Annotated in this window: 10 protein-coding genes; 5 read left to right on the forward strand and 5 right to left on the reverse strand. The window is 60.5% G+C overall.

The genetic code is table 11. The features are described from left to right. The first annotated feature begins 51 nt into the window (after window positions 1-51). A complete protein-coding gene (locus I6E52_RS05460; RefSeq protein WP_197155393.1) occupies window positions 52-3,618 on the forward strand; it encodes a DUF4132 domain-containing protein in 3,567 nt (1,188 codons plus the stop codon). Between the two features lie 80 nt (window positions 3,619-3,698). Further along, entirely contained in the window at window positions 3,699-4,553 is an 855-nt protein-coding gene (locus I6E52_RS05465; protein ID WP_197155395.1) for an NAD(P)-dependent oxidoreductase, read from the forward strand. On the opposite strand, the gene I6E52_RS05470 is transcribed toward I6E52_RS05465, so the two are convergent. Both I6E52_RS05470 and I6E52_RS05475 read right to left on the reverse strand, forming a co-directional pair. Then, entirely contained in the window at window positions 4,550-6,376 is a 1,827-nt protein-coding gene (locus I6E52_RS05470; RefSeq protein ID WP_197155397.1) for a hypothetical protein, read from the reverse strand. The genes I6E52_RS05465 and I6E52_RS05470 overlap by 4 nt on opposite strands. A gap of 170 nt (window positions 6,377-6,546) precedes the next feature. Next, complete coding sequence (locus I6E52_RS05475) at window positions 6,547-7,377, reverse strand: nuclease-related domain-containing protein (protein WP_197155399.1); 831 nt, start codon at window positions 7,375-7,377, stop codon at window positions 6,547-6,549. A 167-nt stretch (window positions 7,378-7,544) separates the two neighbouring features. On the opposite strand from I6E52_RS05475, the gene I6E52_RS05480 reads away from it, so the two are divergent. Further along, a complete protein-coding gene (locus I6E52_RS05480; RefSeq protein ID WP_197155401.1) occupies window positions 7,545-9,686 on the forward strand; it encodes a nuclease-related domain-containing DEAD/DEAH box helicase in 2,142 nt (713 codons plus the stop codon). A gap of 163 nt (window positions 9,687-9,849) precedes the next feature. Next, window positions 9,850-10,857: a phosphodiesterase gene (locus I6E52_RS05485; protein WP_197155403.1), complete on the forward strand. Its 1,008-nt coding sequence runs from the start codon at window positions 9,850-9,852 to the stop codon at window positions 10,855-10,857. 39 nt (window positions 10,858-10,896) lie between these two features. Here the strand turns inward: I6E52_RS05485 and I6E52_RS05490 are convergent, their stop codons facing one another. Continuing rightward, complete coding sequence (locus I6E52_RS05490; RefSeq protein ID WP_197155404.1) at window positions 10,897-12,459, reverse strand: stealth family protein; 1,563 nt, start codon at window positions 12,457-12,459, stop codon at window positions 10,897-10,899. A 230-nt stretch (window positions 12,460-12,689) separates the two neighbouring features. Here I6E52_RS05490 and I6E52_RS05495 point away from each other — a divergent pair, with 230 nt between their 5' ends. Next, the gene (locus I6E52_RS05495; RefSeq protein ID WP_197136557.1) at window positions 12,690-12,893 is read left to right on the forward strand and encodes a PLDc N-terminal domain-containing protein; all 204 of its coding nucleotides are present in this window, start codon (window positions 12,690-12,692) and stop codon (window positions 12,891-12,893) included. Here the strand turns inward: I6E52_RS05495 and I6E52_RS05500 are convergent. Together I6E52_RS05500 and I6E52_RS05505 are read right to left on the reverse strand one after the other, a co-directional pair. After that, on the reverse strand, window positions 12,890-13,462 hold the full coding sequence (locus I6E52_RS05500) for a cysteine hydrolase family protein (protein ID WP_197155405.1): 573 nt from the start codon (window positions 13,460-13,462) through the stop codon (window positions 12,890-12,892). The genes I6E52_RS05495 and I6E52_RS05500 overlap by 4 nt on opposite strands. 134 nt (window positions 13,463-13,596) lie before the next feature. After that, window positions 13,597-14,124: a hypothetical protein gene (locus tag I6E52_RS05505; protein WP_197155406.1), complete on the reverse strand. Its 528-nt coding sequence runs from the start codon at window positions 14,122-14,124 to the stop codon at window positions 13,597-13,599. Window positions 14,125-14,192 lie beyond the last annotated feature (68 nt).

A 14,192-nucleotide genomic window follows, 5' to 3' on the forward strand; every position in this document is an offset into this window, starting at 1 on the left:
TTTCATTGTGAGGTTCACTCACCCCGTGTTCGCGTCCCGGTGAGGAACCACATGACATCCAGCGACCCCCGCACTCTGCTCGCAGATTCTTTGGCGGAATTGGATGCTGTCCTGCGTCACGACATTCTCGACTACGTCTTCGACGGCAGCAATCAGGATTATCCGTCGCGGCTCAGCAAGAACGACCGTGCCGCGTTTTCCAGCATCGACACCCTTACCCGCACGGACTACTACCTTCAGCTGGAGTCCATTGACCGAGCCGACGATGAGACTCTCGTGCGGTGGGGGCGTTTTCTCTCAGCGGCACGAGTCGAGCCCCTCAGCACTCCTGGCACGATGCCCAACTCTGTGTGGGCGCTCCTCATGGATGCCTTATCTGCTTTCAGCCGCAACGGACGGCGGAGGTTTGCCGACATTCCGTTCACGTCGATAACGACTGAAAGAATCGCCGCGCTCATGCGACTTGAGCAGGTGAACGAGAATGATCTCCCCCGAACGTTGATCGCCGAACTAATCGGCACTGCAGACGATTACGCTCGCTATCGAGCCACCGGACTTCGAGCGATTCCCGGCATGGCTGAATTTCTTGTCACGAACGCCGACGCGCTTGAAGACTTGCTCCCCAAATTCACGTACGGAGCGCTCTTCGAGTTAGTCAGAATCGCCGCGAGCCATCCCCCGCTTGCAGAGATGCATGGGGAGCTCATCGCGGCCCTCGCCATTCACGGCGATAAGAAATTGCGGATGCCTGCACTGGCCGTTCTCCGCGGAATCGCCCCTGCCCGCCAACTCGCCGTTCTCGAAACTCTTCTCGAAACGGGGTCTGCAGCCCATCGCGAAAGGGTCATCTACGCACTGGAGAACGTGCCAGATATCCCGGCTGCCATCGGTGTACTTGAGCGCGCGCTTGCACGAGGCACGAAGGGCGCGGTAGAGATCGATCGGGCGATTCAACGCCTCGCCATTTACGAGCTGTATGGAGCCCCGGAGCACATTGAGGTACCCGCGATGGTGCCACTCGCCGAGAATGTGCTCGACGACGCCGCTGTCGAATCGATACGCACGGCTGTCACTGACTACCGCGCACGACAGAGCCGCCTGGTCGAATCGGCGAAGAAAGAACGAGAGGATTTTCTCAAGAAATACCCGGGCAACGCCACAGGCAACTTAGTTGAGTCCTATGAGCAGCACGTCGTTGAGGCAGACGCGACGCTGAAAGCGCTACCCCAGATCGTCGACTACCTTTCCCACGGAGGCAAGGCACTCGAGCGCACTCTGTTGTACCCGCTGAATCACGTGAGCCATCGCCTCGTGGGCTTCGCCCCTGTGAACTGGGTACGGCAATCGGGAACCGCCCACTGGGGACGTGGAGCCAGCGATAGCGATCGGGAGATCGACGCTCGTTCGATCGCACACGCGCTCATACAATCAGGCTCGACGGTCGGCAACGCCAACATCCATATCTTCGGTTCAGCACTCACCGACTATTTCAGCGGACCATCGCTGTTGCCCGCCCAACTTGTGGGCTTCATGGCTGAGAACCCTCATAAATTTGATGTGGTTCTGGGTCTTGAGTTCGGTGAGATCGAAGGCCACTGGTCCGGCAATGATTTGCGCGCCGATGTGCTTCCGATTCTGGAAGCATCTCCCCGTCTCGCTGCGCGCTACTTACCCCTTGTCACTGACCTCGCAATCGGCACTGCAAAGTCGAATCGCGCAGCGGCTCAGCGGGTGCTGGAGAAGCACGGCCTGGCGGAGCGCATCGCCGAGGAGTCTCTCCGCGTCGGCAACACCGAAATTCGCACCGCAGCAGTGGTCTGGGTGGGATCGCTCGGCGGCGACTGGGCGGTTGATGCACTCGCTCAGCAACTCGAACGAGAAACGGTCCCGACAGTTCGCGCAACGATCATCGCCGCGCTTGAGCGACTAGGGCGAAACATCGGTGTGTATCTGCAGCCATCTGCTCTTGCGTCCGAGGCAGCCAAGGGACTCGCTAAGGTCCTGCCCAAGGAGATGGAGTGGTTTCCCTTCGCCGACCTGCCGACGGCCGCCTACGCGGACGGCGCTGAGGTGCCCTCCGACGTTCTGCGCTGGTGGATCGTTCTCGGCTTCACGCTGAAAGACCCTGCAGGTGCTGGACTGCTGCCGCTATACCTGCGTACGCTCACTGCGGCGAGCGCCAGTGCACTCGGCCGCTTAGTGCTGACGACGTGGATCGCACGCGACGCGACAAAAGACGACGCCGTCTCCATGGAGAAAGCGTTCACAGCTGCTATCCGCTATTCAGGCATCGTGAAGGCACTCGCCCTAGATGATCCGGAAATTACCCGCGAAACTCTGCTGTTCTTCGACATCGTGGATGCAGATTTGCCACCGGAGTTTTCTCTCGCGAACTCACGAGAGTTGGACTATTTCGAGCGGGAACGTTTGCGGGAATATGGCAAGGTGCCGACCGCTACCGCGCACCGTGGCATTCTCTCCCTCTGCAGCCACGTTCCGGGCGCCGAGCTTGCCGAAATCGTTCGGCAGTATATGAGACGAAAGCATTTGAAGCGGGCGCAGATCGACGCACTCCTCGTGGTCTTGTCGCTCTCGGGCGATCCAGAACCGACCCAGCTCCTCGTCGCGACGGCACGACGGTATCGCACCGCAGGCATCCAAAAGCGGGCTGGCGAGCTTGTCGACGCGATTGCCGAGGCCCGCGGGTGGTCCACAGACGAGCTTGCTGATCGGATGATCCCGACTGCCGGTCTCGACAGCTCACGTACGTTCGCACTCGACTATGGGCCGCGCTCGTTTGTGGCGCGATTCGGCACCTCTCTCAAACTCAGTCTCGAAACCGCTGAGGGCGAACTGATCAAGGCACTCCCCGCCCCGCGCAAGGCTGACGAATCTGCTGCGGCAGCGAAAACCCACTGGGCCACCAACAAGAAGGAACTCACCGCGGTCGTCACAACCCAACGCCGACGGCTTTATGACGCGATGTGCGTACGACGAGAGTGGACTGGCGCTGAGTGGCGCGAGCGGCTGCTCGAGCATCCGATCATGGGCGTTCTCGTTGCGGCGTTGGTCTGGCACGTCGATGGCATCACAGTTCGCCCTGATCTCGACGGCACCCTACGAACCGTTGATGGCTCTCCTCTCGAAGTGACCCAGGATGCCCGCGTGAGTGTTGCGCACCCGACAACGCTCGACACCTCCGCGGTTGACGCCTGGCGCGCGAATGCAGCCCCCTTGGCTCTCGGCTTTGACCAATTTGGTGCAACCCCAATTGCCGTCACCGGAACGGAGTCACGGCGCGACAACCTCGACGGGACGGAGAGTGAATCGTTCCGACTTCGATCGCGAGCGAAAGCGAGGGAATGGAACCGTGGGGAGACGGGCGACGACGTGAGCTTCTTCGAATACGTGAAGCGGTTCGATACCGTCGGGTTGGAAGGCGTGCTGTCGTTTTCGGGAAGCAGCTTGCCGGAAACGAATATCCCGATCGAACTCGGGGCGCTCACCATTCGCCGGATCACTCCGCGCGGCAGCGGTGGCGCAGCACAATTCTCGGAGCTGCCACCCGCACTGCTGGCCGAGCTCGTTGCCGACTACGAGTTTTTTGGCGCGGCGTAGGCGCGTCAGCATGCACAGAGCTAGCATTGCTCCCGGTCATCTAGAGCGATTCACTATCGTGCCAAGCAAAGGAGCTAGCTATGACATCCACTCCCCTTCGTATCGCCGTCACCGGTGGAAACGGCAAGCTCGGGCGGGCGACTGTGGCAGGCTTGCGTGCGGCTGGTCACACGGTGACGGTGCTCGATATGGCTGGCGCTGACCGCACCCAATTCACCTACGTTGACCTCACCGATTATGGCCAGGTCGTCGATGCTCTCGCCGGCGTGAACGACCGCCACGACGGCGTGGATGCTGTCGCTCACCTCGGTGCGATCCCTGCGCCAGGGCTCTGGTCTGATGCGGCCACTTTTCAGAACAACATGAATGCCACGTTCAATGTGTTTCAGGCGTGCAAGCGACTCGGCATCAAGACAATCGCGTACGCCTCGAGCGAGACCGTATTGGGGTTGCCGTTCGAGACTCCCCCGCCCTACATTCCGCTCGATGAAGAGTACGAGACGCGCCCCGAATCGACCTACTCAATGGTGAAGCATCTTGAGGAAGAGATGGCGCAAAAGTTTGTGCGTTGGGATCCCACACTGAGCATCACCGCGCTGCGTTTCTCCAACGTGATGGACCCTGCCGACTACGCCGAGTTCCCGAGCTTCGATGCGGATGCCCGACAGAGGTCCTGGAACCTCTGGGGTTACATCGATGCTCGCGACGGCGCCAACGCCATCCGTCTGGCACTGGAAACCTCCCGCCCCGGCTATGACGTTTTCAACATCTTCGCCGCCGACACCGTCATGTCACGACCAAATGCGGAGCTCGTGGCTGAGGTGTTCCCCGACGTGGAGATTCGCGGCGAGCTCGGCGTCAACACCTCGCTGACGTCGATCGCGAAGGCCGAGCGGTTGCTCGGCTGGGTGCCGCAGCACAGCTGGCGGGGCTAGGCCCGACCCGCCACTACTCGGGCTGCGACCAGAGCGAGCCCGGCGAGCACGAGCGCAAGCGCAAGCCACATCAGCTGTCCGGCTGCGCCCGCATCTGATCCCGTGTAAGCAAGCCCCGCAGCCGCAGTGGTCGCGGCAGGGATCACATTAATCGTCGTCGACCCGGAGATCGCCCCGAGCGTCACCGTCAGCGTGTGGGGGCTGGCATGGGGGAAGGTCACAGTGAGGCCGTCGATAACATCAGTCGCAACACTGCTCGTCACCACTGCTGCAGAAGCGTCGACCATAACGGGGTTTCCGTACGCGTCGAAACCAGCGATCGTGAGGGTGACGGAACCGTCTTGATCAACGTCGGCTACTGAAGGAGTAACGGTGAGCGCGCCGAACTCCGCCGCTTCAACGCTCAGCTCAGTTGAGACAGCGAAGGTGCCATATCGGGCCGTGATCGTGCGCGTTCCCGCCTCGGTAGCGGTGATCACGTTCCCGCTGATCACGTCGCTCGTGTTGGAGGAAACGAAAGTCGCCGCTGCCGTCTGCTCGGTTCCCGAAGCATCCAGAGTGAAACTGCGCGAATCTCCTGCGGTCAACGCGGCGAGCAGTGGGGCCATTGTGAGAACAGGGTCAACCCACTGTGCGTACACAACGAGATCTCCGGATGCGTCAGCGAGCGTTGAGAGGGCGGTTGAGGTCGTGACGGTCACCCCCGATCCATCAGGAGCAGTGTTCCATCCCGAGACCACGAGTTGCCCGTTGCTCACAGCAGGAAACTCTTCCCCGGCAGCGGCCAGTGTCGGCGCATACGCGGTGAGAACTGTGGTTGCAGGCGCCGCGGGGGCCAGAGCGTTCACATCAGCAATGATCCGGTAAGAATTGCCAGAGATCATGTCGCCGACGTTCGTGACGAGAGTCGATGGCCGAATGATCGCATTATTGGTCACGGCGGCGGTGACCCTCAGCGTTCCCGCGGGATCAACTTCGATAGTCCCCTCATTGCGCAGTGGCTGTCGAATTTCTGACCGCCCCTGAAAACGTACGGTGCCGCTGTCAAATACCGCTGTCTGCTCGATGACCGCATTGATGAGGGTTGAGTTCTGTACGGTCAGCACGTTCGGGCCAGTCTCGCCGAATCGATCCTGGCTTCCAATTCCTTCAGAAACCTCAACCACACTTCCGGTGATCGACACGGTGGAGCTTTGCGAGAACGCCCCGCCTCCAATTCCCGACGCAGAGGATCCTCCTCTGGCGTAGACGTCGCTGCCAACGATCACAATGCTTCCCGGTTCCACAATGGTGGTCGATGCACACACGAGCACCGCTGAGGTGTTCCAGCCGCCAATGGCGGCGTCGCAGAAGGTTCCATACGCATGAACAGTGAGGCCGCTAATCGTGAGCGTACTGCCCTCGCGCACACCTAATCCGGGTGCCGCATTAAGGTCACCGTCGCGCTCGTCGGCCGAGTTGCCGTCATAGTCAATGCCCGCTGTCCACGATCCTGGGCCCTCGAGGGTGAGATCAGCCGCAGCCCGAACACGGACGCTCCCCACGGAGTACCCGTTGAGGTTGATCGTGAGTTCGTCGTCCACATCGAGCAGAACGTCAACGTCGAGGATGTCAGCGCCGATGTTGATAACGTCTGCGCCTACTTGAGTATTCGCGGCTGCAATCGCCGACTGCAATTCGGCTTCAGTCGTCACCGTTACTGGAGCAGCACTGGCGGGCAGCGCCACCCCGAGAGCGGGCACGAACAGCGCCAACGCGACAACAGCAGCAAAGCCGGATCGCAGAGCAGAGAACGACGAACGGGATAAAGCGGTGGGGATCACGGTGCACATCTCGGGTAAAACAGCACCAACAACAGCAGAAAGCGGGAAACCACTCGCTGTCGTCACCGCACTGAAAGCAGGCTTCGGGTTCACAGCAGCGTAACAACGTCGAACACTTCGGGGCGGGAACTTAGACCACTTCCGCGCTTTCGATGGAGCCTGCGGAACGATCAAAAACCTGCCGTGAACGAAGTGAGGAATGAGACTGCGACGGCACCCGCCGCAATGGCCATAGCAAGCGACCACGCCAATTGAACTAGGTAGGCCTGATGATCCTTGCGCTCAAGTTCGGAAAAACGTTCACGGTAGGAGGGGTCTATCGAGAGGTCTGCGGTCGGGTGCCAGGTGCGCACCTCTGTCGCGGCATCGATAATCGACGCGAGCTCTTCAGGGGCCAACACCGCCCTGCGCCGTTTCAACCAGCGGGGCAGCCGGCGGGCATCCATAATGCTGACGTCCTGTGGCCGCTGCCGAAAGATGAACGATGCGGGTTCCACGATTGCCAGTACCGGATGCACCTCAACAGCAATCCCGGCGGCCTGAGTGAGCAGCTTGGCTGCCCGTTTGGCCTCATGACGGGAATTGCGAAGGTGATCCGTCTTCTGTCCGGAGACCATGAGCATTCTGTCGCCGACCCATATTTTCTTGCCTCGGTGGCGCTTCGTGTTGATCGTGAAAACTCCGGCCGGGCCGATGACCACGTGATCAATATCGCTCGCACCCGTACCCACCGGAACCGCATGCAACACAGTCCACTCCGGCCCCAGTCGCGAAAGAAGCTCGCCGACTTTAAGCTCACCGATCGCCCCGGCGAACCAGCTCTGCGCATCCGCGTGAACAGGTCGGGCGCCGAAAACCCGCCGAAGCGCGCTGCGCGGCTCCATCGTCGCCTGAACGCGGAACAGTTCTTCAATAACTGAGTACGCGGCCGGGCGATCAATCAAGTCACCAACCGCTGCTCGCGGCGAAACTACCGGCACAGCGTGAACGTCTTCAGTCATTCTTTCCCCCCCAAAGCGCACTCCCCCGAGCGCACTAGTCGAGAGTATCTCGCTTGCGCAGGCCCACGCCGCCCCCAACACGGGCTACGGACAGCGCACCCCACGTTGCGGGGCATCCATAGTTGAGAATTCCTGCCAGAATATGATCATCCGATAGGGGGATCAGGATGTCAGCGGGATCGTCTGCCGAACAGCAGGCGCAGCGGCTTGGGGCGCTTGCGTCTAGCTATGCCCAGGAAGCGGCACGCGCCGCGGATGAGGCTGGCCGTTACGCTGCGGCAGCTGTCGCCGAGCGCCAACTCGCTACAAGACTCTCGCCGCTCACGGCGCACGGTTATTACCTTCTCGCTGACCGCAAGTGGCCTGGTTCCCGCAGCGCACAGATCGATTTGGTTGTTGTTGGCCCGTCGGGCGTGTGGATTATCGACTCGAAGCACTGGAACGATTTCAGCGTTGCGGGTGGAGCAATGTTCCGTGGGCAAGCTGATGTCACCGACGAGGTGCTGCGATTGGCGGATGTAGCGAACTCTGCCGAATCCGCGCTGGCGGAAGTGGGGCTCGCTCCCGGCGAGGTACGTGTTGCTCTTGTCATGCACGGCCACAAAGGTCGCCTCGGAGAAGTCGGCACTATCGAGGTCGTCGGCGAGGTCGATGTTCATAAGCATCTTGCGGCCCGCGGGCGAAGACTAACTCCCTCCCAGGTCGAGCGTGTGTTGCTGGCGGCAATGCAGTACTTCCCCGCCTATTCGGGACCGCAAATCGAACAAGCACATACGGTCGTGCCCGAGCCAACCTTGCACGAGCTGCCCAATCACGCGCTCAACGATGGCGAACTCCTCAGCGAGGCCGAAGTGATGGAAGCGCTCGGCGCCGCAGAACTTGCTGCCCCCGTCGAAGACTGGATGACGTTCCTCCACCCAACGCAAGCGAACTTGGTGCGCCGAAGCTTCAACGGCCCCTCCCGCATCCGGGGAAGCGCCGGTACCGGAAAGACTGTCGTGGGATTGCACCGCGCCGCCTACCTCGCACGCATGCATCCGCATGGCCGCATTCTATTCACGACCTTCGTGAAGACACTGCCCGCAGTGATGAGCAATCTACTAGCGCGATTGGCGCCAGAAGCTGCTGAGCGTGTCGACTTCGTCGGTGTGAACTCTTTCGCCTCACGAGCTCTCTCAGAGCGCGGGATCCGACTCAAGATTGACTCCCGCCGTTCGGGCGTGCTCCTCAAAAAAGCGTGGTTCGGCCTCGATGAACCTGCTCGCGCACGCCTGATGGCGAGAGCACCCATCGCCGGTTTCGAGTACTGGAAAGAGGAGGTCGACTCAGTCATCAAGGGGCGCGGTCTTGTCTCATTCGAACAATACGCAGACTGCTCGCGACCGGGGCGGATGATCCCGCTCAACGTTGAGGACCGCCGCGCAGTCTGGGCACTCTTCGAGAGTTACGAACGGCTCATGCGGGCTGAGGGCATCCATGATTTCAAGGATCAAATCCTTTTGGCCGAGAAAGCCCTTCGCGAGCGCCCTCTAACCGGCTATGCCGCCGTGGTTGTCGACGAAGCTCAAGATCTCTCGCTCTCCATGGTGCGGATGCTGCACTCCCTAGTCGGGGATGGCCCCGACGGTTTCACACTCATCGGAGACGGCCAGCAGAGCATCTATCCGGGCGGCTACGTTCTCAGCGAAGCCGGGATCTCGCTCGCGGGGCGAGGTGTCGTGCTCGACCGCAACTACCGCAACACCATAGAGATTCAAGAGTTCGCCTCTACCTTCATTGCCGACAATGAGTTTGCCGACATCGATGATGCGCCCTCCGTCGCCCCTGGTCGCAGCCGGGCTCGCAACGCCGACGAAGCTACCACCGCTGGTAGCGAGTTACACCGCAACTCAGTGAACGCAACCGGTCGGCACGGATCAGCACCAGTCTCGGCGACCTTCACTTCCACCGACGAACATGACGCTGCGATGGTTGCCCACATTCGGGATGCCGTCGGTTTGGGTGAGAGCGCCATCGGTGACATTGCAATCCTGTGCGATACGAACCGGCAAGTAGATACCGCCCGACGGCTGCTTACCGCAGCAGGGCTGAAGTCTATGAGTCTCATGGATTACGTCGGCATCTCCACCGATGCAGTGAAAGTTGGCACGATCAACCGGGCAAAGGGGCTCGAGTTCAAGCTCGTGATGCTGCCCTGGACTCCGAAGGTTCCCAAGACTGCCGACGACGAACGAGTGGCCCGAGATCTGCGCGAACGTTATGTCGCCACCACCCGGGCTCGCGACGCCCTCTGGGTTGGATTCTGCTGAGTTGAGCACTGCTCTCCGCACCGAAACGGCCTACCCCAACGCCCACTGAGACCCCCAAACCGGGCCACAAACCGCGGTACGACCCGCCTAAACCCTTGTACCGCGCTGCAACTTGCCGCAGTATGTTCACCTCGCATCCATGTTGAAGTGTTGGACTACCTCTATGACCGGCTACGCGTCGCAGTATCCACGGCCCGACCATTTCGTTTTGCATCTGAGTGACACTCACTTCTTGGCAAACGGGGGGAAGCTCTACGACTCCCTCGACAGCGAGGTCAAGCTACGGCAATTGTTTGCCGAACTCGAGGCATCCAACTCCCGTCCGGAAGCAATTGTCTTCACCGGCGACATCGCCGACAAGGGCGACCCGGTGGCGTACCGCGCTATTCGCGAAATCGTCGAACCTGCAGCAGAACGCCTCGGCGCTCGTGTGGTGTGGGTCATGGGCAACCACGACAACCGCTCTGCGTTCAATGCGCACCTGCTCGACGAGACTGCCTCCGAAGACCCCATCGACCGAGTTATCGACATCAATGGGCTTCGCATCATCTCGCTTGATTCCACCGTTCTCGACCACCACTATGGCCATGTGACGGATGCCCAGCTGCTGTGGTTGCAGAATGTGCTTGCCACCCCGGCGCCCCACGGCACGATTCTCGCCATGCACCACCCGCCTGTTCCCGCCGTGCTTGACCTTGCGGTGACCGTCGAATTACGTGGCCAGAAAGAACTCGCGGCTGTCATTCGTGGCAGCGACATCCGCAGCATCATCGCAGGCCACCTGCACTACTCCACGGCGGCAACCTTCGCCGGAATCCCCGTGTCTGTTGCCTCGGCCACCTGCTACACGCAAGACCTCAACGTGGCCGTAGGCGGCAGTCGTGGCCGCGATGGCGCCCAGTCGTTCAACCTGGTGCACGTGTATGACGACACCGTCTTGCACTCGGTAGTACCGCTTGGCGACTACGGAAGTCTCGCCTATGTGACACCAGAAGAGACTGCTGCGATTCTGGTCAAGGAGGGCATCACCATCGCCCCCGCAGTGAACCCGCACGTCGCGGCGAGCGTCACCACTGACAGCACCGCTGACGCCGCGCCCGGCACCGACGACGATGACACTCAGAGTGACGTCGCCACAAACACAATCTCAGCAATCACCGTCGCTGCGTAGGGCACCACGCGTCAACCGCTGGCCGCCAGCGGCTAGCCGCTACTCGGGCTCGGGCAACTCCCACGGCGCTGCCACCGGGTAGTACTCGTCAAGGAACGAGCCGACTGCGGCCGCACGGTCCTCGACCGAGATCTCTGGGAAGCTTCCGTCATTGAGGCAGAAGAAGTCGCTCGTGCGCTTGCGCAGCAGCGAGCGCATCTTGCGCAGGCCCTCAAGCGACGTCGTGTCGACGTACTTGACCTTGGCATCCGACTGAATCATTGCCTTGCCGCTCAGCAGCGCAAAGTAGTGGTACAGCGAGTTCGTGACAGACACGTCGGTGGCCTGACGGAAGGCGCTCGCACTCGTGCGCTTGAAGTCTTCCGGAAAAGTCTGTTCGAGCTCTTTCATCACCGAAACGCGCAGCGGAGTCGCCGCGTGCTCGAGATGACGCGTAATAGTGGCGCCAAACTTCTCTTGCAGTAGTCGACGGTTCACGCGCGCCGCATTCTCGAATCCAGAGCGCTCAATGCTGCTCTCCCCCAAACCGATGCGGGTGCGGGCCTCGATGAACTTCGAGATGCCGCCAGGGGTGAAGAACGCCGAGGGGCTTACCGAGCGACCAAAGAACATGTCGTCGTTGGAATACAAGAAATGTTCGCTGAGGCCCGGGATGTTGTGCAGCTGGCTCTCGACCGCATGCGAGTTGTGCGTTGGCAGGTCGTCGTGGTTCGCGAAGAAGTCTTCGCTGCGCATCAACGTGACCCGCGGATGTTCGGCCAACCAAGCCGGTCGCGGAGAATCAGTAGCAATATAAATGTTGCGAATCCACGGCGCGAACAAGTGCACTGAACGAAGCGCGTACTTGAGCTCATCCAACTGCCGGTAGCGCGCCTCAGAGTCGTCGCCCTCGCCCACGATGAAGTTCGCCATGCGGGCGGCGCGCGCCTTTTGCCACTCGACCGCGGCACCATCAACCCACGAGAAGACAATGTCGATGTCGAACTGGATGTCGCTGGCCAGTGGCTCGAACATGCCCTTGAGCGTCGGCCACGACTGCCCATAGAACTCAACGGTGTCGTCGATGGCTTCACTGCGGGGCACCCAGCGGCGCATGAGGGCGTTCGGGTTCGGCGCAACAACTTCATTGCGCACGTGTTCCCACAGCTCAAGGCGCACCCCGAATGGCGCATCGAAACGCAGACGGCCCGCAGGCTCGACTCGAGGCCGAAACAGCATCATCGCTTTCGCCTTGATCGAGGAAACTAGCACACCATCGGCCACCAGCACGGGGCTATCGCGCTCATCCGAAGCAACGGGCTTGCCGTTCTCCTTGATGCGCGCCGGCTTCACATAAAAGGGCTCGTTCTGGCAGGCCGTGACCAACGCGTTCTTCAGCGCCTTGCGATCCTTCCAATCGACCGCAACAACCGGGGTCTCGCCGTCGCCGCGCACGAGCAGAAACGGGATCTCAGCGTCATCAAGAATGCCGCGAATAAACAGCAGGTCATCTCGCACCGCTTCGCGCGGCGTCAGAGTGTCATTGCTGAGCGCGAGGAGTCCATCGTGCAGAACAACATCGTCGCGGTTCATTACCGCAGGAGAAGAAACATGGTCAATCATGGGGGCCCCGTCGTTATAGCGTGAGTGAGCTGCCAAGCGACCGAAAATCGGCGTGCCTTTAGCTTCTCTGAGAGTAGCCTGACCCGCTGAGAATCGGTCGGATTGCGCCCGGCAACGCCGAACTATCTGCTGCTGACCCTACGTGCATCCCTCGCTTGATTAATGAGCGATGCTCGCTACAGTTGACGTATCCGCTTCCACGCGGTCGAACAGCCTATCGGGAGGCTTTCATGTCTGAAGTTGTCTTGTGGAACGTGATCGGCATTCTCGCGATCGTCGCCTACGTGGCCCTAATCGCCGTAGCGCTACTGCAGATTTACCGCTCCACTATGCCCACGAACACCAAACTCCTGTGGCTCATCGTGATTCTGGTCGCACCATTCCTCGGACCACTGATCTGGTTTGCGATTGGTCGCAATAGCGCGCTGCTCTAGAGCACGACGCCGCTGAATCCTGCATTTCCGCCCACGAGGTCACGGGTCAGCACCACCTGAGCGAACTCGTCATGCAGGTTCACTCCCGTGATACGCGAGAGCTCGGCGGCGGTTATTTCTTCACCAAACGGGCCCTCGCGGTCGAACGTGTGGGTGGCATCCACCACAAAGGTGACGTCATAGCCGAGGTTGCCGCCCACCCGCGCGGTCGTCTCGCAACAGTGGTTGGTGGTGATTCCGCACACCACAATCGAATCGATGTCGGATGCTTTCAGCCATTCATCGAGATTGGGGCTGCCATGAAAACTTGAGTTCACGCTCTTGGCGACGAGAAGATCGGGGGTGCCTGAGAGTAGTTCCTTGAAGGCATTGCCTGGCGAACTCGGATGCAGTGGCGACGTGTCGTCGTGGGAATCGTGCCGCACATACACAATCGGCCAGCCTTCGCGGCGCCAGTGCCCGATCAGCACCCCGATATTGGATTCACAGTCGGGGTTATTGCGCGGCCCCCAGTAGGCAGCATCATCAAAGCCTTGCTGGACATCGACAACGATGAGTGCTGAAGCCATGACTACCTCCGGGGTTTAGCCGACGCTTACCCCGAATAGTAGCCCTCGGTTGCCGTTTATGGGAGATGGCCATCGCTGACGTGGCTTAGCGTTCGACGCTCGGACGTGAGCCTAGCGACAGTCGATGTGACCCGCTACGGCGTGTACCAGAGATCCTCATAAGGAGGCGGCGCATCAGCAGCGTCCATTAGCTCTAACGGCTCGAACTGCGGATCGTAAACCCCCACACCCGCCCCGGTCGCATCGCACTTTCGAGTCGATGGGTAGCCTCCGACCTCGATGATCTCCGAGCCTTCCCGCTTCACAAGGACGGCAACTTCTCGCCCATCCGCAAGGACCTCGGGGGTATAGATTTCGTCTTCAGTCGATGCGTCACAAAATCGCACGGTCGCAGTGTTCTCGCCCGTCATCTCGACAGAAAGTGGCAACAGAACCCGCGGGCCTTTGAACTGCGGCGGAGCTTGACCATCATCCGTACTTGTAAACCTGCTTCGCCAAGTCTGGAACTGTTCCGCAGCCCTCTCGCGATCACGAGTCGAGGTGAACTGCTCGATGCTGAAATCTCCCAGGTTCATCGCCACGCTAAAACTTAATGGAGAGATTTCAGCAGCTTGCACCCATTCGTTGTCGTCCAGATCCGAGATCGGCTCGACCGAGTTCACGATGTCCGGAGTCTCATACACCGTCGGCCATACTCGCTCCACCTCCGGCTCCGCGACGCAACTGGAGA

Source organism: Salinibacterium sp. NG253, from assembly GCF_015864945.1.
Classification (GTDB): Bacteria; Actinomycetota; Actinomycetes; order Actinomycetales; family Microbacteriaceae; genus Rhodoglobus.